At 61.5% G+C, this 23,472-nt stretch carries 22 protein-coding genes, 1 pseudogene and 1 riboswitch; of the genes and pseudogenes, 9 read left to right on the plus strand and 14 right to left on the minus strand.

Going from position 1 to position 23,472, the window contains the following annotated elements:
- The first annotated feature begins 68 nt into the window (after positions 1-68).
- Both BHMPCIPO_RS26070 and BHMPCIPO_RS26075 read left to right on the plus strand, forming a co-directional pair.
- Positions 69-2,465, plus strand: a complete 2,397-nt coding sequence (locus BHMPCIPO_RS26070) for a TonB-dependent siderophore receptor (RefSeq protein WP_173519626.1) — start codon at positions 69-71, stop codon at positions 2,463-2,465.
- Positions 2,465-3,709 carry an MFS transporter gene (locus BHMPCIPO_RS26075; RefSeq protein ID WP_173519627.1) on the plus strand — a complete coding sequence of 415 codons (1,245 nt, stop codon included), beginning with the start codon at positions 2,465-2,467 and terminating at the stop codon, positions 3,707-3,709. The genes BHMPCIPO_RS26070 and BHMPCIPO_RS26075 overlap by 1 nt, the downstream gene beginning before the upstream one ends.
- 32 nt (positions 3,710-3,741) lie before the next feature.
- Here BHMPCIPO_RS26075 and BHMPCIPO_RS26080 read toward each other — a convergent pair.
- The 3 genes and pseudogenes from BHMPCIPO_RS26080 to BHMPCIPO_RS33155 form a co-directional block, all read right to left on the minus strand.
- Positions 3,742-4,287, minus strand: a pseudogene (locus BHMPCIPO_RS26080) (nucleotidyl transferase AbiEii/AbiGii toxin family protein); the annotation flags it as partial.
- Positions 4,280-4,894 (minus strand): type IV toxin-antitoxin system AbiEi family antitoxin domain-containing protein, encoded by a 615-nt coding sequence (locus BHMPCIPO_RS26085; protein ID WP_173519628.1) that lies wholly within the window; start codon positions 4,892-4,894, stop codon positions 4,280-4,282. The pseudogene BHMPCIPO_RS26080 and the gene BHMPCIPO_RS26085, both read right to left, overlap by 8 nt.
- Positions 4,895-5,205: 311 nt before the next feature.
- Entirely contained in the window at positions 5,206-5,436 is a 231-nt protein-coding gene (locus tag BHMPCIPO_RS33155; protein ID WP_246304568.1) for a hypothetical protein, read from the minus strand.
- A gap of 42 nt (positions 5,437-5,478) precedes the next feature.
- Between BHMPCIPO_RS33155 and BHMPCIPO_RS26090 the strand changes: the two genes are divergently transcribed.
- Positions 5,479-5,763, plus strand: a complete 285-nt coding sequence (locus BHMPCIPO_RS26090) for an acylphosphatase (protein ID WP_173519629.1) — start codon at positions 5,479-5,481, stop codon at positions 5,761-5,763.
- Positions 5,764-5,975: 212 nt separating this feature from the next.
- Here BHMPCIPO_RS26090 and BHMPCIPO_RS26095 read toward each other — a convergent pair whose 3' ends face one another.
- The gene (locus BHMPCIPO_RS26095) at positions 5,976-6,656 is read right to left on the minus strand and encodes a TetR/AcrR family transcriptional regulator (protein WP_173519630.1); all 681 of its coding nucleotides are present in this window, start codon (positions 6,654-6,656) and stop codon (positions 5,976-5,978) included.
- A gap of 207 nt (positions 6,657-6,863) precedes the next feature.
- Between BHMPCIPO_RS26095 and BHMPCIPO_RS26100 the strand changes: the two genes are divergently transcribed.
- A complete protein-coding gene (locus BHMPCIPO_RS26100; protein ID WP_173519631.1) occupies positions 6,864-8,060 on the plus strand; it encodes a multidrug effflux MFS transporter in 1,197 nt (398 codons plus the stop codon).
- 88 nt (positions 8,061-8,148) lie between these two features.
- Here BHMPCIPO_RS26100 and nrdF read toward each other — a convergent pair whose 3' ends face one another.
- The 5 genes from nrdF to BHMPCIPO_RS26125 all read right to left on the minus strand — a co-directional run bounded on the left by nrdF (position 8,149) and on the right by BHMPCIPO_RS26125 (position 13,221).
- The gene (gene nrdF, locus BHMPCIPO_RS26105; RefSeq protein ID WP_173519632.1) at positions 8,149-9,123 is read right to left on the minus strand and encodes a class 1b ribonucleoside-diphosphate reductase subunit beta; all 975 of its coding nucleotides are present in this window, start codon (positions 9,121-9,123) and stop codon (positions 8,149-8,151) included.
- A 169-nt stretch (positions 9,124-9,292) separates the two neighbouring features.
- Complete coding sequence (gene nrdE / locus BHMPCIPO_RS26110) at positions 9,293-11,446, minus strand: class 1b ribonucleoside-diphosphate reductase subunit alpha (RefSeq protein WP_173519633.1); 2,154 nt, start codon at positions 11,444-11,446, stop codon at positions 9,293-9,295.
- Positions 11,416-11,832 carry a class Ib ribonucleoside-diphosphate reductase assembly flavoprotein NrdI gene (nrdI, locus tag BHMPCIPO_RS26115; RefSeq protein WP_173519634.1) on the minus strand — a complete coding sequence of 139 codons (417 nt, stop codon included), beginning with the start codon at positions 11,830-11,832 and terminating at the stop codon, positions 11,416-11,418. The genes nrdE and nrdI overlap by 31 nt, the downstream gene beginning before the upstream one ends.
- Before the next feature lie 12 nt (positions 11,833-11,844).
- The gene (nrdH, locus tag BHMPCIPO_RS26120; RefSeq protein WP_173519635.1) at positions 11,845-12,066 is read right to left on the minus strand and encodes a glutaredoxin-like protein NrdH; all 222 of its coding nucleotides are present in this window, start codon (positions 12,064-12,066) and stop codon (positions 11,845-11,847) included.
- A gap of 276 nt (positions 12,067-12,342) precedes the next feature.
- A riboswitch (cobalamin riboswitch) is annotated at positions 12,343-12,567 on the minus strand.
- A gap of 276 nt (positions 12,568-12,843) precedes the next feature.
- A complete protein-coding gene (locus BHMPCIPO_RS26125; RefSeq protein ID WP_173519636.1) occupies positions 12,844-13,221 on the minus strand; it encodes a hypothetical protein in 378 nt (125 codons plus the stop codon).
- 63 nt (positions 13,222-13,284) lie between these two features.
- Between BHMPCIPO_RS26125 and BHMPCIPO_RS26130 the strand changes: the two genes are divergently transcribed.
- On the plus strand, positions 13,285-14,229 hold the full coding sequence (locus tag BHMPCIPO_RS26130; RefSeq protein ID WP_173519637.1) for a LysR substrate-binding domain-containing protein: 945 nt from the start codon (positions 13,285-13,287) through the stop codon (positions 14,227-14,229).
- On the opposite strand, the gene BHMPCIPO_RS26135 is transcribed toward BHMPCIPO_RS26130, so the two are convergent.
- The 5 genes from BHMPCIPO_RS26135 to BHMPCIPO_RS26155 form a co-directional block, all read right to left on the minus strand.
- The gene (locus tag BHMPCIPO_RS26135) at positions 14,187-14,924 is read right to left on the minus strand and encodes an aspartate/glutamate racemase family protein (RefSeq protein WP_173519638.1); all 738 of its coding nucleotides are present in this window, start codon (positions 14,922-14,924) and stop codon (positions 14,187-14,189) included. The two genes, BHMPCIPO_RS26130 and BHMPCIPO_RS26135, sit on opposite strands and share 43 nt — an antisense overlap.
- Before the next feature lie 5 nt (positions 14,925-14,929).
- On the minus strand, positions 14,930-15,751 hold the full coding sequence (locus BHMPCIPO_RS26140; protein WP_173519639.1) for an ABC transporter permease: 822 nt from the start codon (positions 15,749-15,751) through the stop codon (positions 14,930-14,932).
- A gap of 1 nt (position 15,752) precedes the next feature.
- Positions 15,753-16,667, minus strand: coding sequence for an ABC transporter permease (locus BHMPCIPO_RS26145; RefSeq protein WP_173519640.1), 915 nt, complete (start codon positions 16,665-16,667; stop codon positions 15,753-15,755).
- Between the two features lie 201 nt (positions 16,668-16,868).
- On the minus strand, positions 16,869-18,167 hold the full coding sequence (locus tag BHMPCIPO_RS26150; protein ID WP_173519641.1) for an ABC transporter substrate-binding protein: 1,299 nt from the start codon (positions 18,165-18,167) through the stop codon (positions 16,869-16,871).
- A gap of 31 nt (positions 18,168-18,198) precedes the next feature.
- Positions 18,199-19,287: an ABC transporter ATP-binding protein gene (locus BHMPCIPO_RS26155; protein ID WP_173519642.1), complete on the minus strand. Its 1,089-nt coding sequence runs from the start codon at positions 19,285-19,287 to the stop codon at positions 18,199-18,201.
- 422 nt (positions 19,288-19,709) lie between these two features.
- Here BHMPCIPO_RS26155 and BHMPCIPO_RS26160 point away from each other — a divergent pair, with 422 nt between their 5' ends.
- From BHMPCIPO_RS26160 to BHMPCIPO_RS26175, 4 genes are read left to right on the plus strand one after another with little or no spacing between them, the layout of a single operon-like run.
- Positions 19,710-20,552: a metallophosphoesterase family protein gene (locus BHMPCIPO_RS26160; RefSeq protein ID WP_173519643.1), complete on the plus strand. Its 843-nt coding sequence runs from the start codon at positions 19,710-19,712 to the stop codon at positions 20,550-20,552.
- Positions 20,549-21,715: an ABC transporter ATP-binding protein gene (locus tag BHMPCIPO_RS26165; protein ID WP_173519644.1), complete on the plus strand. Its 1,167-nt coding sequence runs from the start codon at positions 20,549-20,551 to the stop codon at positions 21,713-21,715. Before BHMPCIPO_RS26160 ends, BHMPCIPO_RS26165 begins: the two co-directional genes overlap by 4 nt.
- Entirely contained in the window at positions 21,708-22,622 is a 915-nt protein-coding gene (locus tag BHMPCIPO_RS26170; RefSeq protein ID WP_173519645.1) for a carbohydrate ABC transporter permease, read from the plus strand. Before BHMPCIPO_RS26165 ends, BHMPCIPO_RS26170 begins: the two co-directional genes overlap by 8 nt.
- Positions 22,619-23,455: a carbohydrate ABC transporter permease gene (locus BHMPCIPO_RS26175; RefSeq protein ID WP_173519646.1), complete on the plus strand. Its 837-nt coding sequence runs from the start codon at positions 22,619-22,621 to the stop codon at positions 23,453-23,455. Before BHMPCIPO_RS26170 ends, BHMPCIPO_RS26175 begins: the two co-directional genes overlap by 4 nt.
- Positions 23,456-23,472 lie beyond the last annotated feature (17 nt).

Consider the following 23,472-nt stretch of genomic DNA (forward strand, 5'->3'; position numbering starts at 1 on the left):
AGTCAACAGTGGCAGTGCCGCCCCAAAAGGAACAGTCGGTGCTCCAGGAGTTGAGTAGGGGATTTTGGATGAGCATTCTTGAAGGCCGTGGTTCACGGCGCCGTACTTTCGCACGCTTGGCACTTGCCGGCGTCTCTTTGATTGCTTGCACGGGCGCAGTGCAGGCACAGGCGCCGGTGACGAAAACGGCCCAAAGCGCGTTTTCCGTCCCCGCCGGATCCCTCGAAGCGGGCATTCTGAAACTTGGCCAGCAAGCGGACCTGCGCCTGCTCTATCCGAGTACGCTCACCAACGGCAAGCAAACCAGGGGCGTCAGCGGCACGATCGCGACCGAAGCAGCGGTTGCATCGCTTCTGGATGGGACAGGGCTTCGCTATCGCATCGTCGGCGAGAAGACCGTGCAGATCTTCGATCCGTCGGACGCGTCCATCACCACTGGTGCCGTCGTCAAGGACGGCACCACGCAGCTCGAAAAGATCACCGCCACCGGCGAGCGCACCGGTGCCGAGGGCATCGTCGAGACCGACGGCTATGTCGCGAAATCGGCGCGTATCGCCACCAAGACCGATACGTCGGTGATGCAGACGCCGCAGTCGATGTCGGTGATCAGCCAGAAGCAGTTGCAGGATCTCAAACCACAGAACCTGAAAGAAGCGCTGAACTACACGCCTGGCGCCCGCGTCGGCCAATACGGCGCCGAACCGCGCTTCGACGCCTTCAAGGTGCGTGGCATCGACCTGACGCTCACCGGCATCTTCCGCGATGGCCTCAGGCAGATCGCTAGCCCCAACGGCCTCTTCCGGCTGGAGCCCTATGGCGTCGAGGCGATCGCCACATTGCGCGGTCCGGCGGCGTCGATCTATGGCGCGAGCAGCTCCGGCGGTATCGTCGATATCGTTTCCAAGCGCCCGACCAGCGACCCATTGCGCGAGGTCGAGGTGCAGTACGGTTCCTATGGACGGGTCCAGGGTGCCTTCGACGTTTCCGGGCCGCTCGACGACGAAGGCACGATGCTTTACCGCATGACGGGACTTGCACGCGACGGGCGCACCGAGATCGAGGCGGTCAAGGACGATCGCCTGTTTATCGCGCCCGCCTTCACCTGGCAGCCGGACGAGGGCACCAAGTTCACCCTGCTCGGCGAATATATGGATTCGACCACCGGAGGTACCTGGGGTTACCTCAATCGCTATGGGCCTGACGGCAAGTCGATCGGCGCGATTCCGACCTATGGCGGCGACGCCCGTTTCAACGATTTTACCCAGAAGCAGGGCCGCATCGGCTACGAGCTGGAGCACGAACTCAGCGACGGCGTCACGCTCTATCACAAGCTGCGCTATTCCGACATTTCGACGCGGCAGGAATGGGTGTTCGCCAAGTATCCGGGCCTGACCGTCGAGGACAATACCGGCGTTGCCAGCGACACCTATCTGAAGTTCGACTTCGACACCGGTGCCGCCGCGCACCAGCTCATTGCCGGCATCGACTACAGCTACATGAAATATACGTCGAAGCAGGGCAGCGGGCCGGATCTCTTCACCGACGATTTCACCTATGTGCCGAAGCTGACCTCCACCCAGAAACAGTCGCAGAGCGGCATCGGCATCTATCTCCAGGACCAGATCGAATATGACGCCTGGCGCCTGACCGCAGGCCTGCGCCACGACTGGGTGGACAACAAGTATTCGGTCGACGGAAGCCGCTTCAACCGCGACGACAGCGAAACGACGGCGCGTGCGGCGCTTGGCTATGTCCTGCCGAATGGCATGATGCCCTATGTCAGCTACGGCACGGCCTTCGTTTCCAATCCGGGTGTGATCATCAATCTCGGCGGCACCAACACGGCGGCCATGCCGACGCTCGGCAAGCAGTGGGAGGCGGGCGTCAAGTATGAGATCCCCGGCCAGAACGCGACGATCACTGCCGCCGTCTTCAACATCGACCAGGAAAACGCCACCGTCTACGAGACCTCTTCCGGCCTGAATCTTCTGCGCCAGCTCGACCTCCGGTCGCGCGGCTTCGAACTCGAAGCCACGGCGTCACTCGACAATGGCTGGAACTTCATCGCCTCCTATTCCTACAACGACGTCGAGATCACCAAACTGACCGCCGAAACGCTCGGCAATCAGTTGAACTCCTCGCCCTACCACATGTTCTCGCTCTGGGCCGACTACGAGGTGCAGTCAGGCCCCCTCGAAGGGCTCGGCGTCGGCGCCGGTGTTCGTTATGTCGGATCGAGCTTCGGCGACAACGTGCACACGCCTGTCCTCAACAACGAGGCACGCACCTTCGTCGACGCGTCGGCGCGTTACGACCTCGGTGCCGCAAATCCGAACTTCGAGGGCGTGCGGCTGCAGCTCAATGCGACCAATCTCTTCAACGAGGTCGAACAGCTTTGCACCACCGGCTTCTGCTACTTCGACGAGGGCCGCAAGGTCGTCGCCAGCGTGCGCTATCGCTTCTGATGGTGCTTGAGGCCAAGCCGTCAACAAGGCCGTCGCCGGCTGCGATCTTCTTCGCGGTCGGCGGGCTCTATGTGGCGCAGAGCGTGATCGGCGGGCTGACGATGCTCGGCCTGCCGGCAGTCTTGAGGACGCAAGGCGTGCCGCTCGGCGAGATCGGCCTCGTCTATCTGACTGTGCTGCCTTGGGCGTTGAAGTTTCTGTGGTCGCCGCTGGTGGAGCGTTTTCGCCTGCCGGCGGCCGGCCGCAACCGCTCGGCCGTCATCGTCCTCACCGGCGGCACGCTCTGCGCTGTCATGCTGGCGCTCGTCGGCCTGCTGGGGCCGGAGCGGCTCGGGCCGGTGCTCGTCTGCTTGGTGTTCATTGCGCTTTTCACGTCCACGGTTGACATCGCCTGCGATGGTTATGCGGTCGAGACGCTCGCGGAAGAACATCACGGCTGGGGCAATGCCGCCCAGGTCGGTGGTTCCTATGTCGGCTCGGCGATCGGCGCGGGATTGTTTCTCGTCCTCGTCGACCGGCTCGGCTGGGCGCCCGCTGTCTGGACGATGGCGGCCGTCGTGCTGATGCTCGGCCTTCCCTTCCTGCTCGGTCCGGGTTCGCGGCTGACGAGCGCAACGCGCAGCCATGTGCCGTCGCTGAAAGCGGCGCTGCGCCGGCCAGAGGTGCGCAAAGGTCTGCTGCTTGCGGCGATTTATGTCTCCGCGCAGAAATGGGGACTCGCGATGCTCGGCCCCTTCCTCATCGACTACGGCTTCGACCTCGCCTCCGTCGGCATGCTCAACGGCGTCGGCAACATGCTCGTCGGCTTCGGCGGAGCACTCTTCGGCGGTCTGCTCGTCCGGCTCCGCGGTGCGGGCGCAGTGCTCGTCGGTGCGCTGCTCATGCAGGTGGCGATGCTCATCGCCTTTGCCCATGTCGGCGCGTCCGGCGACGGCTCGTGGTCGCTCGTGATGACGCTTGCCGTCGCCAGTTCCTCCGGCGTGATGGCGATTGGCTTCGTGGCGCTCTACGCGCAGTTCATGGGTTGGGCCGACCCGCGCCAGGCGGGCGTCGATTTCACGCTTTTTCAGTGCATGGACAGCCTGATCAGCATGGCCGGCGGCCTTGGTGCGGGCTGGATCGCCGAGCGTTTCGGTTACTCGGCGTTCTTCATCTGCGCGGCAGGAGTTTCCATCGCCGCCGTGCCCATTCTGGCATTGCTCCTTCGCGGGCCGTCGACTACGAACGCCGGCCTGTTTAGCTGACTGAAGGAACGATGCCAGCTTTCGGCAATGATAAACTTCTCGGCGATGACCGTCTCCCGCGCATAGGCCCGCAGCCGTGGCGCCGGGAAATCCAGCATGGAAGGATAGTCCAGCATCTCAGCCCCGGGCTCAAGCGCATCACCAAAGCCGATGTCGATCCTCAGGTTGATCCGGGCGCCGCTGATCGAAGCGACCGCCCGTAGCCGGAGCCCACCATATTCAAGCTCCTCACGGATGCGATCCACACGCAGGGTGTCGGCATCGAACATGACGCCATCGTCAACCTTTTGCGCAAGGATTTCCCGAAATGTCTCCAGCATCAGGTCCGGTTCGGGACTGCCAAAGCCCAGAAGGTCGAGGTCGCGCGTGCCGCGGTGCGGATCCTCGAACCAGCTCATCATCAGCATGGCGCCCTTCAGCACAAAGCGATCCGCATGGGGTGACTGGCTGAGCCGGAACAGCAACCGCTCGAGGGCAAAACGCGTCAGAACCAGGTCAAAGCTTTGCCCGCTTGCGTTGGAGAGTTGCAGGAGGCGGGCCCGCACCGAGGCGCCAACATTTCTGATCTCCTTAGCCATTGGCGGTCAGTGCCTCGAGATAGGGACGGATCACGGTGCCGACACCACCACGTTCGGCCTGGTTGGCAATGTCGCCGGGCGTGGCCTTGCGCTGCCGCAGCGCTTCCTGAAGCCCCTCGATCGCCACAGAAAGGCCGATCTTGCTGCGATAGCGGAAGCAATCGGCAATTGTTTTAGCAATCCCGAAGACCTTCACAGGAACGCCTTCAATGACATGGGTTTCGACGCTTTCGTTGAGTAGGCTTCCCGTGAAACGCACGATGCGAATTGGTGTGCCAGCTGGTTTCGGCGCCCAGTCTTTGCGGCCTATGGCAAGCCACACGTGTCTCGGCAGCTGATCGGTCAGGCCGTGGAATGCGAGAGCTGAAACAAGGCACACAACGGCTTTCGGAACGCGCTTGGCGATCTCTGCCAGACTATGGTTGGCATCGAGCTCGGCGTCGGGAAGTTGATAGAGACCGCGAGCAAGCCGCAGCACCTCGCCATCCCGTTCCATCCGGCTCATGGTTGCCGCTGTCACACCAGCGTTCCGAAGCTCCGCCAAGCGTGCTATTCCGCGCTCGGTGAGCACGGTCCGGGCGATTTGACGTTGAGTGGAGCGAGACATTGATACGAAAACTCGGCGCACAGAAACTATTATCCGAGGATTTGTATCGCCTTTCTCAGGCTTGAGAAAGCCCTCAGTTTGCGCGGGTGACCATGAAGCAAAATTAAGCACTTCTCGACGATGGACTAAGGCGCTTCGTCATTGATGAGACGATGGTGTTTTGCGAGCAACATGAGATAGAGTCCTTTGCGCGTCCACCATGAGCATGGCTATCTGGACACCGCGGCGGCGATATTGTCCCGCTTCGGCTCCGTCCCTCCGAGACGTCGAAACCCAGGCGGAAAACCGAATCCGGTTGTTGCTGGATCGGCCTACGCCGAACGGCGCAGCATGATCTCGGCGCTCAAGAGAATGCGCTCGTCCTCGGGGAATGCGCCGCCGCCGTCGGAGGATTCCCCGAGCTTGAACAGAAAAATACGCGAAGAAAAAATAAAATTGATAACGAGGGAGTTTATCGCGCCTTTCTGCGGTTCAGCCTGCCGGGCCGTCGTCGGAAGAGCTCCCTCCAGGTTCGTTGCGCGGATGGCTTGCCTTTCCCCCACCTCGCGCCAGATAGCGTGGGAGACGATGACGGAGACGCGATCATGAATGAGACCAACAAGACGGCGTTGGTCCGAATCCTCGGGCGGGTGCAAGGCGTTAGCTTCAGGGTTTGGGCGCGCGACGAGGCGCAGAAGCTCGGTCTCGTCGGGTGGGTCCGTAACGAAGCCGACGGCTCGGTCGCCGCCTTGATCAGCGGCTCGGAGGAGGCGGTTACCCGCATGCTCGAGCGTCTGCATGAAGGACCGCCGGCAGCATGGGTCTCGAAGGTCGTTACCGAATTCGTCGAGGCGCCGGAGGGCGTCAGCGGTTTTCGCATCACCAGATAGGATCAGCGTGGCAACCGTCGGTCCTTATGTGCCGGGAATGGGTCAAGGATGTGCTCGGCGTCGGACCATCAGTCGACAACATCGATCAGATCAGAGGCGAGCTTGTGTAGCACGGGTGCTGGAGCAGCCGGCACAGCAGGAAGAGACCGTTGCCTGAGCTGGCGACTGCCGAAGAGTGCGACCTGGCCCGGCGATGATCGACCGCTCGCCAATCAATGTTGAGCTTCGAGACTGCCCGTTTTCTGCTCGCGGCCATAGGCGCGCAGGAAGGTCCGCACCGCCTTGCGGGCGCTATCTTCAAGTTCTGCGTCACTTGGGGCCTCGCCGAAAAGCCCGCCCATCTGCAGGTCTGCCTTTATCAGCGCGATGAATTGCCGCGCCGCGAGGTCGAAGTCATCGATTTCGAGCGGCGCCAGGTGGGCGAGCCGCGCAAAGAGTGCCGCAAGCGCCCGATCCGTCTTGCCCGGGCCCTGTTCCCGCCAGAACTGGAAGAGATGCGGATAGCGGTGGCCTTCCGTCGCGATCAGCTTCTGGATGAACTTGGCGTCCTGGTTGCAGATGCAGCTCTTGTTGAGCCGCACCGCGAAAGCGGCAAGGTCTTCTTCGAGATTGTCGGCCCGTTCCGGAAAGGTCGCCAGGATCGAAAAGAGGACGCCATTGGTGCGATCCATGATGTCCTGGATCACTGCCATGAACAGCGTCTCTTTTTCGCGATAGTGGTTGTAGACCGTCTGGCGCGACACGCCGGCTTCGGCGGCGATCTCGTCGATGCTGGCACCGGAAAAGCCCTCGCGGCAGAATACGTCGGCAGCCGCCTCCAGGATCGAGACGCGTTTCGCGAGCTGTCCCTTTTGCACGTGGGCGTCCGTCGAGGCGAGGTCATGTTTTTTCATCGATTGAAGATAGAGCCCATTGACGATTTAGACAACGGTGTCTAATTTTACACGCGTGTCCAAAATATTGGACTTATCAGTCAGCGGCGGATACGTCTCCAAACGTCTGATCCTGGCACGACCGTCATTTTTCGCGTTTCAATCCCGACGGCAGCGATGCCGGCCTCGCGCCAGGAGCGTTGTCACGATTTCTGAAAGATCATTGCCATGACAGCGTCCTTCCTTCGCACGGCCATCGTCCTCGGTTTGATTTCGGCGATCGGACCCTTCGCAATCGACATGTATCTGCCTGCCTTGCCGTCGATCGGCAAAGACCTGGCAGCAGAGAACGGGGTCGTGCAGCTCAGCCTGCTCTCGTTTTTCATTTCCTTTGCCATCTCGCAGCTCATCTATGGGCCTCTTTCCGATATCTGGGGCCGCAAGGCGCCGCTCTATCTCGGCATTGGCCTCTTCACCGTCGCCAGCATCGGCTGCGCGCTTGCAAGCGATATCGAAACGCTGATCGCCTTCCGCTTCCTGCAAGGGATTGGTGGCGCCGCCGGCATGGTCATTCCGCGTGCGGTCGTCCGTGACATGCACACCGGCGTGCAAGCCGCGCGGCTGATGTCGTTGCTGATGCTGGTCTTCAGCATCTCGCCGATCCTGGCCCCGCTCGCCGGCAGCGCCGTGATCCAGTTTTACGGCTGGCGCGGTGTCTTTTATGCCGTGATGATCGCCGCCTTCATCGGCCTGATCCTCCTGTCGACGCAATTGCAGGAGACTCGCCCGAAAAAGGACCGAGCCGACAGCAGCGTGACAAGTGCGCTTGCCGCCTACCGCTTGCTGCTTTCCGACCGCAACTTCCTGACGCTCACCTTCATCGGCGGCCTCGGTATTTCCGGGTTTCTGGTCTATCTCGCCAACTCGCCCTTCGTGCTGATCGACCACTATGGGTTGACACCGACGCAATACAGCATCGCCTTCTCGATGAACGCTGTGTCGTTCTTCGCGGTGTCGCAGGCGACCGGCTGGTTCGGCGAGCGCTTTGGCCTGGTGCGGGTGATGCACCTCGCCGTCGGCGCCTTTGCGCTCACCATGGTTACGATGTTCGTCGTCATGAGCCTCGGCTTCGACCAGTTGCCTGTGATGGCCGCCTTCCTGTTCGTCGGCTATGGCGTGCTCGGCTTGGTGATCCCGACCTCCGCGGTGCTGGCGCTTGAAGACCATGGCGAAATCGCCGGCACGGCCTCGGCGCTGATGGGCACGCTGCACTTCGTCACCGCCGCCGTCGCCATGGTGGTCGCCAGCTTCTTCTTCGACGGAACGGCCCTGCCAATGGCCGGCGCCATCGCTGCCTGCGCACTCGCCGCCTTCCTGCTGACGCAGGCAACGATCGGCCGTAGCCGGGTGGTCGCGGCAGAATAACCGCACTTCGGTGACATGCAGAGCCACCAGAAGACAGCATGTCCTCGGGTGGCTCTCCATGTGTCGGCCGGTGCTCCGGGATTCGCGCTCAGAAATCCCAGTCCTCGTCTTCGGTCGCCACCGCCTTGCCGATGACGTAAGAGGAGCCGGAGCCGGAGAAAAAGTCGTGGTTCTCGTCGGCGTTCGGCGAAAGGGCCGAGAGAATGGCGGGGTTCACCTTGCAGGCCTCGGCCGGAAACAGTGCCTCGTAGCCAAGGTTCATCAGCGCCTTGTTGGCATTGTAGTGCAGGAACTTCTTCACATCCTCGGTGAGGCCGACGCCGTCATAAAGCGCTTCGGTGTACCTTGCCTCGTTGTCGTAGAGTTCGAGAAGCAGGTCGAAGGCGAAGTCCTTGATCTCCTGCCGGAGTTCGTCGCTCAGCCGCTCCAGAGCGCGCTGGAACTTGTAGCCGATATAGTAGCCGTGCACGGCTTCGTCGCGGATGATCAGCCGGATCATGTCGGCGGTATTGGTAAGCTTGGCCCGGCTCGACCAGTACATCGGGAGATAGAAGCCGGAATAGAACAGGAAGCTTTCGAGGAAGACGCTTGCGACCTTCTTCTTCAGGGGATCGCCGGAGGCGTACTCTCCCATGATCAGCGCCGATTTCTTCTGCAGGAACTCGTTTTCCTCCGACCAGCGATAGGCATCGTCGACATCGGGGGTCAGGCAGAGCGTGGAAAAGATCGAGGAGTAGGAGCGGGCGTGCACCGCCTCCATGAAGGAGATGTTGGAAAGCACTGCTTCTTCGTGTGGGGTGACGGCATCCTCCATCAACCGGACTGCGCCAACGCCGTTTTGGATCGTATCGAGCAGCGTGAGGCCGGTGAAGACGCGGATGGTGAGCTTCTGCTCCTCCGGCTTCAGCGTCGCCCAGGAGGGGATGTCATTGGAGAGCGGCACCTTCTCCGGCAGCCAGAAATTGCCGGTGAGACGGGTCCAGACTTCCAGGTCCTTGTCGTCCTCGATGCGGTTCCAGTTGATCGCGCGGATGCGGCTTGCGGGTTTGGTGTGCATGGTCATTGCTTGAGCCTTTCGGTGATATCAGCCCCTCATCCGCCTGCCGGCACCTTTCCCCGCACGCGGGGAGAAGTGACTACCGCGCGGGTCTGAGCCAACGGCGAGGCACGTTTCCGCAAACGGGGCGAGGGCTGGGGTGAGGGCAGTCTGGGCAGCTGTCGGGGATACGGCGTTAGAGCGTGCAGGAGACGCAGCCCTGGACCTGTGTGCCTTCGAGTGCCATCTGCCGAAGGCGGACGTAGTAGATGGTCTTGATGCCTTTCTTCCAGGCGTGGATCTGGGCGCGGTTGATGTCGCGCGTCGTTGCTGTGTCACGGAAGAAAAGGGTCAGCGACAGCCCCTGGTCGACGTGCTGGGTCGCCGCTGCATAGGTGTCGATGATCTTCTCGGGTCCGATCTCGTAGGCGTCCTGGTAGTATTTCAGGTTGTCGTTGGTCATGAAGGCGGCCGGATAATAGACGCGGCCGATCTTGCCTTCCTTGCGGATCTCGATCTTCGAGACGATCGGATGGATCGAGGAGGTCGAGTGATTGATGTAGGAGATCGAGCCGGTCGGCGGCACCGCCTGAAGGTTCTGGTTGTAGAGACCGCCGTCCATCACCGCCCGTTTCAGCTCGAACCAATCTTCCTGCGTCGGGATGGGGATGCCGGCTCTGTCGAAGAGGCCTTTCACCTTTTCTGTTGCCGGCAGCCATTCAGCCTCGGTGTATTTGTCGAAATATTCGCCCGACGCATATTTCGAGTTCTCGAACCCTTTGAAGCTCTGGCCTTTCTCGATCGCCAATCGGTTCGAGGCTTTGATGGCGTGATAGGTGACCGTGTAGAAATAGATATTGGTGAAATCGATGCCTTCCTCGGAGCCGTAGAAGATGTGCTCGCGGGCGAGATAGCCGTGCAGGTTCATCTGGCCGAGGCCGATCGCGTGGCTGTCGTCGTTGCCCTTCTCGATCGAGGGCACTGAGGAGATGTGGCTCATTTCGGAGACGGCGGTCAAGGCGCGGATCGAGGTTTCGATCGTGTGGCCGAAATTTGGTGAGTCCATCGCCGCGGCGATGTTCAGCGAGCCGAGGTTGCAGGAAATGTCCTTGCCCATGCGGGCGTAGGAGAGGTCCTCGTTGAATTCGCTGGATTCGCTCACCTGCAGGATTTCCGAGCAGAGATTACTCATGGTGATGCGCCCGGCGACCGGGTTTGCCCGGTTCACCGTGTCCTCGAACATGATGTAGGGATAACCACTCTCGAACTGGATCTCGGCGACGATCTGGAAGAACTCGCGCGCCTTGATCTTCTTCTTGCGGATGCGCGCATCCTCGACCATCTCGCGATACTTCTCCGTCACCGAAATCTCGGTCAGCGGCATGCCGTAGACGCGCTCAACGTCATAAGGCGAGAAGAGGTACATGTCCTCGTTGTTGCGGGCGAGCTCAAAGGTGATGTCCGGGATCACGACGCCGAGGGACAGCGTCTTGATGCGGATCTTTTCGTCGGCGTTTTCGCGCTTGGTGTCGAGGAAGCGCATGATGTCGGGGTGGTGGGCATGCAGATAGACGGCGCCTGCGCCTTGGCGGGCGCCAAGCTGGTTGGCGTAGGAGAACGAGTCTTCGAGCAGCTTCATGATCGGGATGATGCCCGACGACTGGTTCTCGATCTGCTTGATCGGTGCGCCCATCTCTCTGATATTGGTAAGCGACAGCGCCACGCCGCCGCCTCGCTTGGAAAGCTGCAGCGCCGAATTGATCGCACGGCCGATGCTTTCCATATTGTCCTCGATCCGCAGCAGGAAGCAGGAAACCAGCTCTCCACGTTGCTTCTTGCCGGCATTGAGGAAAGTCGGCGTCGCCGGCTGGAACCGGCCGGAAATGATCTCGTCGACCAGATCGCGGGCAAGCTGCTCGTTGCCGCGCGCAAGCGTCATCGCCACCATGCAGATGCGGTCCTCGTAGCGCTCCAGGTAGCGCTTTCCGTCGAAGGTTTTCAGCGTATAGGATGTGTAATATTTGAACGCGCCGAGGAAGGTTGGAAAACGGAACTTCTTGGCATAGGCGTGGTCATAGAGGTCGCGCACGAAGTTGAAGGAGTACTGGTCCAGGACCTCCTGTTCGTAATAGCCCTCGGTCACCAGATAATCGAGCTTTTCCCTGAGATTATGGAAGAAGAACGTGTTCTGGTTGACGTGCTGGAGGAAGTACTGTTTCGCCGCCAGCCGGTCCTTGTCGAGCTGGATCCGGCCCTCTTCGTCATAAAGGTTCAGCATCGCGTTCAGCGCATGATAGTCCAGCGCCGCTTCCGTCGCCTTCAGGGGGTGTTCGCGTGTTGTGACGTCCAAAATCGTTCCATCCCGTTTTTGACATTGGCGACGTCTTCGTCCGTTCCGATTAGCTCGAAACGATAGAGATAAGGCACGCTGCACTTGGCCGAGATGACGTCGCCGGCGACCCCGTAGGTCGCGCCGAAATTGCTGTTGCCCGCGGCAATCACGCCGCGGAGGTGAGAGCGGTTGACCGCGTCGTTCAAGAAGCGGACTACCTGTTTCGGCACGGCGCCCCGGCCGTCGTCGCCGCAATAGGTGGGCACGACCAGCACATAGGGTTCGGTGACTGTAAGTGTATCCTTACTTTCCGCGAGCGGTATACGCTTTGCGCGAAGCCCGAGTTTTTCGACGAAGCGATGGGTGTTTTCCGAGCGGCTGGAAAAATAGACGATAAGCCCCACCGCTTCTCTCCTCTAAGATAGCGCGCTGATCTTGTCGGGGCGGAAACCCGCCCAGTGTTCGGGGCCGGCGACGACGACGGGGAGCTGCATGTAGCCGAGGCCCTTGACCGTCTCGAGCGCGTCCTGGTCGGCCGAGATATCAATGACCTCGTAGCTGACGCCCTGGCGATCGAGCGCCCGGTAGGTCGCGGTGCATTGGACGCAGGCGGGCTTGCTGTAGACGGTGACGTTCATATCTTCCTCGTTTGGTCGGCTGGATAGGGGCAAGAGAAGGCGCGCGGACACGCGACCGCGATCCGGCGAAATGCAGGGCTGTCATGGCTGTGGCTTGCTCGGGTATGGAGCCCGGGCACGCCTCTTCTTCAGCTGCGCGGGAATCCGCGCCTCTTGATTGGCGAGTGATGGAAATTCGATGACGCAGGCATGACTTCACCCCGAAGCTTTCGACAGGCTGCCGGGGAGATGTCGAGACGACCAGGCAGGCTCATCCTGCCGCACTCAACCGCCCGTGGACGTTTGTTGCTCGAGGCAGGTCTCCTGGCTCACGGGTCTACGCTTCCATCCCGACCTTCCCGAGGCCTCATGCCTCAGTGGTCCAATTCCGGACAGTCGCTCGCCGTCTACAGTTGCGGGGGCAGCTACGGCATAGCCGGGCGGAAAGCCGCCGGCGCACCGTATTCCCGTCTTAGCTCCCAATCCTTGCGAATCGGAAGAACCTCAAACACTAGATATAGTATCTCATCGCCAATCTGCGTCAATAGGTGCGCGACGTCGGAGATCCGGTGCGGAGGGTCATTTCTCCCCGATATGGATAACGGGACGTAAACGGCGGACTGCAGCGGAACCCACCGGGGAGGCTTGTCGGCTACAAACTGGCGTGCTCCGCCAATGTCTGGCGGGGCACCGCCGCGGCCATTGCGAGGTTTCAGGCCGAAGGTCTCTGTGGTGCGATCCGCTCGCTCGCGGGGTGCTGCACCAGAAGATCCGGGTACGTTTTGTCCCGGCAATCTGTCAGTCGCAAAGCGAGATGCTGACGTCCCTGTTTTCGCCGGGCTGCGCGCGCGGCGAGATCGTCACGGAGGGCCGCGTGTTGGTGCGGTCGCTTTTTGGCGAGGGCTTCGGCGCGGATGACGGGTCTTCCTTCGACCAGTGCCATGGATCGGCAACATCGCCGACGCGCGCCCGGATGGTCTCGTGGTCCCGCGTCAGGCCGATATCCTTCAACTGCAATTCGCTGAACGTATCGATGGCGATGGTCGGATTGAGGGTGCTTCCGGCCCGCTTCAGGACATGACGGATCGCTGATCGCACTGCGCTAAGCATTGCTATCCTCTTTGTTTTTGCTGTTGTGTTCGCGAGAAAAGTGAGGAATTTTGCCGCTTCGCGCAAAGCGATTTCTCGCATGCTGGCATAAAGAATGCTTATCTCAGCGCCATGAGCAAGATTCCTCCCATGAGTGCGGTGCGCGCCTTCGAAGCCGCCGCCAGGCACCTGAGTTTCACCCGTGCGGCCGAGGAACTCGGGATGACTCAGGCTGCCGTCAGCTACCAGATCCGGCTGCTGGAGGAGCGCATCGGCACGCCGCTCTTCGTACGGCTTCCGCGCGAGGTGCGGTTGACGGCCTCCGGGCGGCAGTTGGCGCCTAAGGTGACGGAGGCGATCGACCTGCTGGGCTCGGCCTTCTCCGAGATTGCCGACAAGACCGAACATCACCTGCACATTTCCGTGCTTCCGACCGTCGTTTCGAGCTGGCTCGGCCCCAGGCTCGCCTCGTTCCAGACCGCCCAGCCGAACATCAGTATAAGGGTGCACATGTCGACCGATCTGGTCGATTTCAAGCGCGACGCCATCGATCTTTCAGTGCGCAGCGGCAACGGCGACTGGCCCGGCAACGACGTATTTCCACTGTTCCCGATCGATTACATGCCGGTCTGCACGCCGGCCTTCATGAAAAAGCACCAGCTCAGGCAGCCCTGCGACGTGCTGCGCGTCCGGCGTTTCGGCAATGCCAACTGGTGGCGCCGATGGATGATCGAGACCGGCGTAGAGCCGCCGGAAAGCAACGGCACCGAGCTGATCTTCGACGTCCAGGCGATGGATGTCGCGACCACCCTGGCGGAACACGGCATCGCCATTGCCGTATCGACCTTCCTGATGGAGGAACTGAAGAGCGGCAGGCTCATTCGGCCATTCGAACATCTGGTCAGGGACGGTCGCGCCTATTGGCTGGTCTATCCGCAAAGCAGCCGACGGCAGAAGAAGATTCAGGCTTTTCGCGACTGGATCCTTGCCGAGGCGGACGCGTCGAATGCGCTGCTCGCGATCGCGATGGATGATTCGAGGTCGGCATCCCCTCAGGCCGTGGTCGGCGCAAGTGCGCTCATGAAGCCTGAATAGGTCTTGCTGAGTGGTGATGCGTAGGAACCGCGCTTGCTGGTCATAAGTCCTTGCGACACCAACGCCTCCGCCTGCTTGACGGCGGCGGAGACGCCATCGATCACCGGAACGCCGTAATCGGCTTGCAGGTCCCGGGCAAGGTCTGCCATGCCGGCGCAGCCGAGCACGATCGCCTCGGCGCCGTCTTGAGTAAGCGCCAGTTCGATCTCGCGTCGCAGTTTGGCAAGCGCGTTCGAGGCCTTGTCTTCCAGTTCGAGCACCGGAATATCGGCGGCGCGCACCTTGGCCCGGCTGCCCATGCCGTAGTGCCGGACGAGATTCTCGATCAGGACGCGGGAACGTTCGAGCGTCGTGACCACGGTGAAGCGTTGCGCCAACATGGCAGCGGTCGCGACGGCGGACTCGCAGAGCCCGACCACTGGAATACGGGCAAGCGCGCGGGCGGCTTCAAGGCCCGTGTCGTCGAAGCAGGCAATGACCGCAGCATCGGCGCCGGCCCCTTCCCCGTCGCGAATTTCTGTAAGCAGGCCCGGAAGTGCGACCGCGCCGTCATAATGCCCCTCGATCGAGGCCGGTCCGGACTTCGATGTGCGGGCGAGAATTTCCGTGGCGGGGCCGGCGACGGCCCGCGCCGCCGCGGCGGCCTTGGCCGTCATCGACGAGGTGGTATTGGGATTGACGATCAGGATGCGCATCTGGCCTAGCTCAGCTCTGCCTGGCGGCGCCGCAAGGCCACAATGACCGCAAGCGCAACGAGGATGATGGTGAAGGAGAAAAGCGTGGTGACCGTGCCGAGTGCATAGAGCACCGGCGTCGTCACATTTGTGGTCATGCCATAGATCTCGAGCGGCAGCGTATTGTAGCTGCCGGAGGTCATCAGCGTGCGAGCGAACTCGTCATAGGAAAGCGTGAAGCCGAAGAGGCCGACGCCGATGAGGCTCGGGGCGATCATCGGCAGGAGCACGTGGCGAAAGGTCTGCCACGAGGTCGCTCCGAGATCGCGCGCCGCCTCCTCATAGGACGGTGAGAACCGGTTGAAGACGGCAAACATGATGAGCACGCCGAAAGGCAGGGTCCAGGTGAGGTGGGCGCCGAAGCCGGAGGAATACCAGGCGGGCTTCAGGCCGAACTGCTGGAAGACGACACCGATACCGAGCGAGATGATGATCGACGGCACGACGAGGCTTGCGACGGTCAGATAGAAGAGCACGGTGGCGCCGCGGAAGCGCCGGCGGAAGGCAAGGCCGGCGAGTAGCGCGACCACGACATTGACCGCCATCACCATCAGGCCGAGCGTGAAGGAACGGCGGAACGAGGCGCCGAAATCGCCGACCGCCTGTTTTTCGAAGAGATTGTAGAACCAGTGCAGTGAAACGCCGTTCAACGGAAAGGTCAGACCGCCGTCCGGTCCCTGGAATGATAGGATCAGCACTGCCGAAAGCGGTCCGTAGAGGAACAGCACGAACAGGGTAAAGAAGGCTGCGAGCAGGTAGAATTCCTTGCCGCGTCTTTCGTTGCTCATGTCAGAGCTCCTTACGAATGTCGACGACGCGCAGGATCGCGGCGACCATCGATAGCACGACGATCAACAGCACCACCGCATTGGCGGCGGCTGCCGGATATTGCAGCAGCGACATCTGGTTCTTCATCATCAGTGCCACGGAGGCGCTCTGGCCGCCGGACATGACCTGCACGGTCGAGAAATCCGCCATGACGAGCGTGACGACGAAGATCGAACCGATGGCCATCCCCGGCTTGGCGAGCGGCAGGATGACGTTCCAGAGAATCTGGCCGCCGGAGGCGCCGCAGTCGCGGGCCGCCTCGATCAGCGAACGGTCGATGCGCATCAGCGTGTTGAAGATTGGCGTCACCATGAACAGCGTATTGAGGTGCACCATGGCGAGCACGACAGCGAAATCGGAATAGAGCAGCCATTCGATCGGCTGCGGGATAAGGCCGAGCTCGATCAATGTCGAATTGACGAGGCCGTTTCGGCCGAGAACCGGGATCCAGGAGATCATGCGGATGATGTTGGAGGTCAGGAACGGCACGGTGCAGACGAGGAACAGCACCATTTGCATGGTGGTGGTGCGGACATGGAAGGCGAGGAAATAGGCCACCCAGAAGCCGATTGAGAGTGTCAGCGCCCAGACGAGGACGGTGAACTTCAGGGTGTTGAGATAGGTCTTCCAGGTGACCCAGGAGCCGAGCGTATCGGCGTAGTTCATCGTCAGGAAATCCGGATAGAGCCCCGCGAAGTCATAATCCCAGAAGCTGACGACGACGATGGTGAGAATCGGCAGCACGAAGAAGAAGCCGAGGATCAAGAGGAGCGGCGTGGCCTGAAGGTGGGAGGCAAGGCCGTGCGGGATGACAAGGCGGCGGGGTGCCGTCTCTGTTTCGATCTGCCCTGACTGTGACGTCGTGATCGTAGCCATCTTCGTTCCTTTCATGTCTCGAGTGGCGCTGCCCCTCATCCGCCTGCCGGCACCTTCTCCCCGGTTGCGGGGAGAAGGGATATGTGGCGCAGTCCCGCGCACTCTTGACCGTTTACTTGAGGCTCAGCCGTCCCTTTTGGCACGTCCAGGACTAGGGTGAGGGGCAAGCTGCCGACGGGGCGGTGGCACCAGCGTTAGGGACTACGCAGCGATGAACTCGTTCCAGCGCTTGATCATGTAGCGATCCTCGTCCATCACCGAGTTCCAGCAAGCGACCTTGCCCATGCGCTCCTCGAAGGAGCCGCCGTCGCGCACGGCACCGGCCTTCTCCATCACCTTGCCTTCCGGCGACAGGATGTCGCCCTTGGCGGGCTTGCCTTCGACCCAGAAGCCCCACTCGTCCTCGGACATGAAGCCCTTAGCGGTCTCCATGGCGGCGGAATAGTAGCCCTGGCGGTTGAGATAGGCACCGACCCAGCCGGACAGGTACCAGTTGATGTATTCATAGGCCGCGTCGAGCTGGGCGCCCTGAAGATGGGCGGCAAGGCCGAGTCCGCCACCCCAGGCGCGGTAGCCTTCCTTCAGCGGCTGGTATTTGCAGGCGATGCCCTTGGAGCGGACGGCGGCGACCGCCGGCGACCACATGGACTGGATGACGACTTCGCCCGAAGCCATCAGGTTGACGCTTTCGTCGAAGGACTTCCAGAAAGCGCGGAACTGGCCGTCCTGCTTGGCCTTGATCAGGAAGTCGATCGTCTTGTCGATCTCGTCCGTGGTCATGTTGCCCTTGTCGGCATATTTGATGTTGCCCATGGCCTCCATGATCATCGCTGCATCCATGATGCCGATAGAGGGGATGTTGAGGATCGCTGTCTTGCCCTTGAAGGCGGGGTCCATGATGTCGGCCCAGGTCGTGATCTCGCGGCCGACGAGATCAGGGCGAATGCCGAGCGTGTCGGCATTGTAGATCGTCGGGATCAGCGTCATCCAGTCGGTCGGCGACTTGGCAAAGGTCTTGGAATCCTGCGCGTCGACGAAGCCGACGGTATGCGGCGCCGTGCCTTGCGCGACCACGCTTTCGGGCTTCAGCTTGCCGTCGATGAACAGTGGAACGATCTTGTCGAAGTACTTGATCTTCTTGACGTCCATTGGCTGCATTACGCCGGCCGGGAAGACCTTCTTGGCGATCCAGTATTCGATGTCGGCGATGTCGTAGGAGTCTGGCTGGGTCACCGCCCGCTGGGCAGCGGCGTCGGAATCTGTCGCCGTCATCTCCAGCGTGATGCCGAGGTCTTGCTTGCACTTCTCGGCAATGGCGTTGATGTTGGAAACGCCGGTGCCGAACTGGCGCAGCGTGATCGGATTCTGGGCCCAGATCGTCGGGAAGCCGGTGATGGCGCCCGACCCGGCGATCGCGCCGATGGCGGCAGCGCCGGTCTTTAACAGTGACCGGCGTGTCAGGCCGGCACCAGGCTTTTCGGTCTTGTTTTCAGTCGTCATGTGCAGTTCCCCTTTTGTGATCGTTGGTAGCTCATGCGGAAAGGCGGCCGAGGGGGACGACGTCCTCCAGGGTCCAGCTCAGGGACACCGCATCGCCGACCGACACGGGTTTCCTGAAATAGTCGCTGTCGCTGACGATCAGCGTGAAGTCGTCGCTGCCGGCGCCGATGGCAGTCAGCTTCACCGACGCGCCGCGATATTCGATGTTGGAAACCACGGCCTGGAAGCCGAGGCCCTTATCACTCGGCGGATCGAGCCGCACGCGATCGGTGCGGATGCCGATGTCTATCGGCCGGCCGATCTCCTGGGCGATGTCGCGCACCGCAAAGACCTGACCCTCCGCCGTCTCCATTTCGACGATGCTGTCGGTGATCGCCCGGACCTTTCCCGAGAGTACGTTGTGGTCGCCCATGAAGCGCGCAACGAAGGCGGTTGCCGGCCGCTCGAACACCATGCGCGGTGCGGCCGCCTGCTCGATCCGGCCGTTGTTCATCACCACGATCAGATCGGCGAGCGCCATCGCCTCTTCCTGGCTGTGGGTGACGTGCACGAAGGTGATGCCGAGCGTCTTCTGCAGTTTTTTCAGCTCTGCCCGCATGCGGATCTTCAGGAACGGGTCGAGCGCCGACAGCGGCTCGTCGAGAAGCAGCGCCTCCGGCTCGGTGATGAGCGCACGGGCAAGCGCCACGCGCTGCTGCTGGCCACCGGAAAGCTGGGCTGGACGCCTGGAACCATAGGCCTCCATCTGCATCAGCTTCAACATGTCGAGCGCCTTGGCGCGGCGGGCGTCACGGTCGACCCCCTTCATCTTGAGGCTGAAGGCGACGTTGTCGACGAGGTCGAGATGGGGGAACAGAGCGTAGGACTGGAACATCATCGCCGTGTTGCGCTTGGCCGGCGGAAAATCGGTGACGACGACATTGCCGAGCCTGAGGTCGCCGGACGAGATGCTTTCATGGCCGGCGATCATGCGCAGCGTCGAGGTCTTGCCGCAGCCCGATGGGCCAAGAAAGCAGCAATAGCTGCCGGCGGGGATTTTCAGGCTGATGGAATGTACGGCTGTCGTCGAGCCGTAAATCTTGGAAACGGACACGATATCGATCTCTGCGGCTTTCGACATGACGCTTTCTCCTTGCAACAGAGGAGAAGCATCAATCGTGCCAGTTTCGATCGACGCGTCTAAGGCTATATTTTCATGGGGTATTTGCCCTTTCCGGCCATCGCCGGTGAAGATCCTTGTTTCGGAGCGACTGCTCATGAATTGAGCTTTTCGTCGCCAATATGCGCAAATTATCGTATACAATAATATGAATTTTTGGGCGCAGGCGCCGCAAGCCTCCGAGGGAAGAGCTCCCGGCGGATTTCGCGACCGCCTGTTTCTCCCGAAGGTGAAACTTTCATGGAAAAACTGAAAATCAACTGAGAACGGCTGTTACCAAACTGACATGGCAGCTCCCTAAAGACTGCGGCCAACCGCAGCCGGAGGGGAGATAAAAGCTCTCCGACGCGCACGCCCTGAAGCCATCGTCGGAGGCCGTTTCCATGAAGATCGTCCAGATCAGCGATACCCATCTCAGCCCGGTGAAGAGCCATTTCAACGACAACTGGGAGCCGCTTCGCGCCTGGATCGAGGCGACGGCGCCCGATCTCGTCATCCATACCGGCGACGTGACGATCGACGGCGCCGACCACGAGGACGACATCACCTTTTCGCTCGAGCTGATCGGCCAGCTCTCGATGCCGGTATTGATCGTGCCCGGCAATCATGACGTCGGTCACCTGCCGGGTTCGCATCAGCCGGTGGATGCACAGCGGCTTGCCCGCTGGCGCGGGCTCGCAGGGCCGGATTATTGGGTCTCCGATCACGAAGGCTGGCGGCTGATCGGGCTCAACAGCCTGCTGCTCGGCTTCGAGGACGAGGAAGAGGAAAAGCAGTTCACCTGGCTCGAGGAGCAGTTGCAAAGCCGCGACCGGCGCAAGGTGGCGATCTTCGCCCACAAGCCGCTTTTCGTCGACGCGCCGCAGGAAGGCGACACCGGCTATTGGAGCGTTCGTCCCCGCCAGCGCCAGCGTCTTTATGACCTGATCGCAGGTTCCGACGTGGCGCTGCATGCGAGCGGTCATCTGCACTGGGCGTGGACGGGTGAACATGCCGGAGCGGCGCTCGTCTGGGCGCCGCCGACCTCCTTCATCATCGACACTTTGGAACGGCCGATGCCGGGCGAGCGGCTGGTCGGCGCCGTCGTCCACACGTTCACCGATGCGAGCGTTTCCAGCGAAATCGTTGCCGTTCCGGGGCTGACGAGCCACGTGCTCGATCCGATCGTTGAGGAGGTCTATCCGCAAGCGGCGAAGACGAAGCCTCACGTGGAGGCAGCGCAATGAGCGTGCTTTCGCTTCGCGGCATCACCAAGTCCTATGGCGGCAATGTCATATTGAAGAGCGTCGGCCTGGAGGCGGAAGCGGGCGAGTTCATCGCCCTCGTCGGCCCGTCCGGTTGCGGCAAGAGTACGCTTTTGCGCATCGTCGCCGGCCTCGACCATGGCGACACCGGCGAGATCGTCATCGGCGGCCGTGACGTTGCCCGCATGGCGGCGGCCGATCGCAACGTTGCTATGGTCTTTCAGTCCTACGCCCTCTATCCGCATCTGACCGCCGGCCAGAACATCGCCGTGCCGCTCGCCATGCGACGCCTGACGGCAATGCAGCGCCTGCCTGGGATCGGCAATTTCCTGCCGGGGCAAAGGCAAATCCGCACCGACATCCAGCGCCAGGTAAAGGAAATGGCCTTGGCGCTGAAGATCGATCATCTGCTCGATCGCAAGCCCGGCCAGATGTCCGGCGGCCAGCGCCAGCGCGTGGCACTCGCCCGCGCCATGGTGCGCCGTCCGGCCGTCTTCCTCATGGACGAACCACTTTCCAATCTCGATGCCAACCTGCGTGTGCATGCTCGCGGCGAGATTGTCGACCTGCATCGGCGCGCCGGCGTGCCGACGCTCTATGTCACCCACGACCAGTCGGAAGCCCTGTCGATGGCCGACCGGGTCGCGGTGATGATCGGCGGCAACTTGCTGCAACTGGCGACCCCCAAGGAGATCTACGACAATCCCTCGCATATCGAGGTCGCCCGTTTCCTCGGTCAGCCGAAGATCAACGTGCTGGAAACCCGCATCGATGTCGCTGGCCTCGTGCGCTTCGGCGACCTAGTGCTGCTGGCGAACCGGGGACAGGTGTCGGATGCATCGGTGAAGCTCGCTATCCGTCCGGAATTCGTTCGCTTCAATCCGGCAAGTGCCCGCCGGTTGAGCGCACGGGTCGAGCGCATGGAGTTTCTCGGCTCGGAAGTCATCGTCCACGCCCGCCTCGATGCGATCGGCGAGGTGATGACATCGAAGGCGACGCCTGCCGAAGCCGCAGCTTGGACCATCGGCCAACCGGTTGACGTCGAGATCATGCCCGAGCGGACGATGCTCTTCGACCAGCAAGGTGTCCGGCTGCTGGCCGAACCGGTCGCTGCCGCTGCCGCGCTGGAGAAGATTGATGGTTAGCGTTTCGACATTGGAGACGGCGATCGCGGCGCCCGAGATACGCGAAGCCCGTATCGCCTGGCTGCTCGCATTGCCTGCGATCGTGCTGCTCTTCCTCTTCATTTTGCTGCCGACGGCGGCGGTGATCGTGCTCGGCTTCACCGATTTCGAACTTGGCTACAGCAACTGGCGCTTCGTCGGCTTCGAGAACTATGCCGAACTCTTCACGGATCGCACCTTCCGACGCTCGCTCTGGAACACCGCAGTCTACACAGCGATCGTCACGCCGGTTTCGATCGTGCTGGCACTGGCAATCGCCATGCTGATCGAGGCAGAGACCAAGGGCAAGGCCTTGTTCCGCACGGTCTATTTCCTTCCGGTCGCCTCGCTACTGGTCGCCATGGCGACCGTCTGGCAGTTCCTCTTCCATCCGACGATCGGCCCGATCAACACCTTCCTTGCGCTCTTCGGTATCGCCGGTCCCAACTGGCTCGGCGCCTCCGGCACGGTGCTCTACGGCCTGTCGATCATCGGCACCTGGCAGTCGGTCGGCTTCAACATGGTGCTGTTTCTCGCCGGCCTCACCGCAATCCCGCGCGAGCTCTATGCCGCCGCAGAAGTGGACGGCGCCAAGACCTGGTTCGATCGCTTCCGGCTGGTGACCTGGCCGATGCTCGGGCCGACGACGCTGTTCGTGACCACCATCAGCATCATCAATGCAGTGAAGGTGTTCGAAACGGTGAAGACGCTAACCGAAGGTGGTCCGAACAAGGCGTCGGAAGTGCTGCTCTTCACCATCTACCAGGAAGGCTTCGTCTATCTGCGCGTCGGTTATGCCTCGGCGATGACCGTCGTCTTTCTCGCAATCCTCGTCGTCCTGATGTTCCTGCAGTACCGCGTGCTCGACCGGAAGGTGCATTACGCATGACCAGCAACGCTTTCTCCGTCGCCCGCATCGCCCGCCTGACGGTCCTGTCGCTTGGCGCTTTGCTCTTCCTTGCACCCTACATCTTCATGGTCTCGACCGCCGGCAAGCCACAGAGCGAGATCTTCTCCTCGTCGCTCTCGCTCATCCCTCAGCAATGGTCCTATGTCGAGAACTTCACGAAGGCGCTGTCGCGCGTCTCGATGACAACCCTGCTTTTCAACGGCGTCATCGTCTGCGCGCTGATCTTCGTCATCCAGATCGTCGTCGCCATCCCCTGCGCCTATGCCATGGCGAAGCTGAAGTTCCGCGCTGCACGGACCATGATGGTGCTGGTCATGCTCGGCCTGCTCGTGCCGATCCATGCGACCGCGCTGCCGATCTATGTCGCCTTCGACAAGCTCTCGGTGCTGAACACCTACACCGCGCTGGTGGCTCCCTTTTCGATCTCGGTCTTCGCGATCTTCCTGTTCCTGCAGTTCTTCCGCGCCATGCCCGACGACCTGATCCATGCAGCTCGGCTCGATGGCATGTCGGAAGCGGGCATCGTAGCGCGGGTCATCGTGCCGAATGCCTGGCCCGCGATCACCGCCTTCGCGATCTTCTCGGTGGTCGCGCACTGGAACGATCTCTTTTGGCCACTGATCGTCGTCACCAACCAGGATTACGCTACCCCGCCGCTCGGCCTGCTCTATTTCCGCGCTGCCGAATCCGGCGACGACTACGGCGCGCTGATGGCCGCCACCCTCATCATCACCCTTCCCCTCGTGACCGCTTTCCTGCTGGCGCAGAAACGCTTCGTCGAGGGCATCACCATGACCGGACTCAAAGGCTGAACGGTCCAACCAGGAGC

This window comes from Ensifer sesbaniae, from assembly GCF_013283665.1.
In the GTDB taxonomy this organism is placed as follows: Bacteria; Pseudomonadota; Alphaproteobacteria; order Rhizobiales; family Rhizobiaceae; genus Ensifer; species Ensifer sesbaniae.

Bases quoted from the DNA above. Each gene is read 5' to 3' on its own strand.
- BHMPCIPO_RS26070 (WP_173519626.1), top strand. From the start codon at position 69: ATGAGCATTCTTGAAGGCCGTGGTTCACGGCGCCGTACTTTCGCACGC.
- BHMPCIPO_RS26170 (WP_173519645.1), top strand. From the start codon at position 21,708: ATGGTTAGCGTTTCGACATTGGAGACGGCGATCGCGGCGCCCGAGATA.
- BHMPCIPO_RS26075 (WP_173519627.1), top strand. From the start codon at position 2,465: ATGGTGCTTGAGGCCAAGCCGTCAACAAGGCCGTCGCCGGCTGCGATC.
- BHMPCIPO_RS26140 (WP_173519639.1), bottom strand. From the start codon at position 15,751: ATGAGCAACGAAAGACGCGGCAAGGAATTCTACCTGCTCGCAGCCTTC.
- nrdH (WP_173519635.1), bottom strand. From the start codon at position 12,066: ATGAACGTCACCGTCTACAGCAAGCCCGCCTGCGTCCAATGCACCGCG.
- BHMPCIPO_RS26095 (WP_173519630.1), bottom strand. From the start codon at position 6,656: ATGAAAAAACATGACCTCGCCTCGACGGACGCCCACGTGCAAAAGGGA.
- BHMPCIPO_RS26160 (WP_173519643.1), top strand. From the start codon at position 19,710: ATGAAGATCGTCCAGATCAGCGATACCCATCTCAGCCCGGTGAAGAGC.
- BHMPCIPO_RS26155 (WP_173519642.1), bottom strand. From the start codon at position 19,287: ATGTCGAAAGCCGCAGAGATCGATATCGTGTCCGTTTCCAAGATTTAC.
- BHMPCIPO_RS26145 (WP_173519640.1), bottom strand. From the start codon at position 16,667: ATGGCTACGATCACGACGTCACAGTCAGGGCAGATCGAAACAGAGACG.
- BHMPCIPO_RS26150 (WP_173519641.1), bottom strand. From the start codon at position 18,167: ATGACGACTGAAAACAAGACCGAAAAGCCTGGTGCCGGCCTGACACGC.
- BHMPCIPO_RS26175 (WP_173519646.1), top strand. From the start codon at position 22,619: ATGACCAGCAACGCTTTCTCCGTCGCCCGCATCGCCCGCCTGACGGTC.
- BHMPCIPO_RS26130 (WP_173519637.1), top strand. From the start codon at position 13,285: ATGAGTGCGGTGCGCGCCTTCGAAGCCGCCGCCAGGCACCTGAGTTTC.
- BHMPCIPO_RS26100 (WP_173519631.1), top strand. From the start codon at position 6,864: ATGACAGCGTCCTTCCTTCGCACGGCCATCGTCCTCGGTTTGATTTCG.
- BHMPCIPO_RS26085 (WP_173519628.1), bottom strand. From the start codon at position 4,894: ATGTCTCGCTCCACTCAACGTCAAATCGCCCGGACCGTGCTCACCGAG.
- BHMPCIPO_RS26135 (WP_173519638.1), bottom strand. From the start codon at position 14,924: ATGCGCATCCTGATCGTCAATCCCAATACCACCTCGTCGATGACGGCC.
- BHMPCIPO_RS26090 (WP_173519629.1), top strand. From the start codon at position 5,479: ATGAATGAGACCAACAAGACGGCGTTGGTCCGAATCCTCGGGCGGGTG.
- nrdF (WP_173519632.1), bottom strand. From the start codon at position 9,123: ATGACCATGCACACCAAACCCGCAAGCCGCATCCGCGCGATCAACTGG.
- BHMPCIPO_RS26165 (WP_173519644.1), top strand. From the start codon at position 20,549: ATGAGCGTGCTTTCGCTTCGCGGCATCACCAAGTCCTATGGCGGCAAT.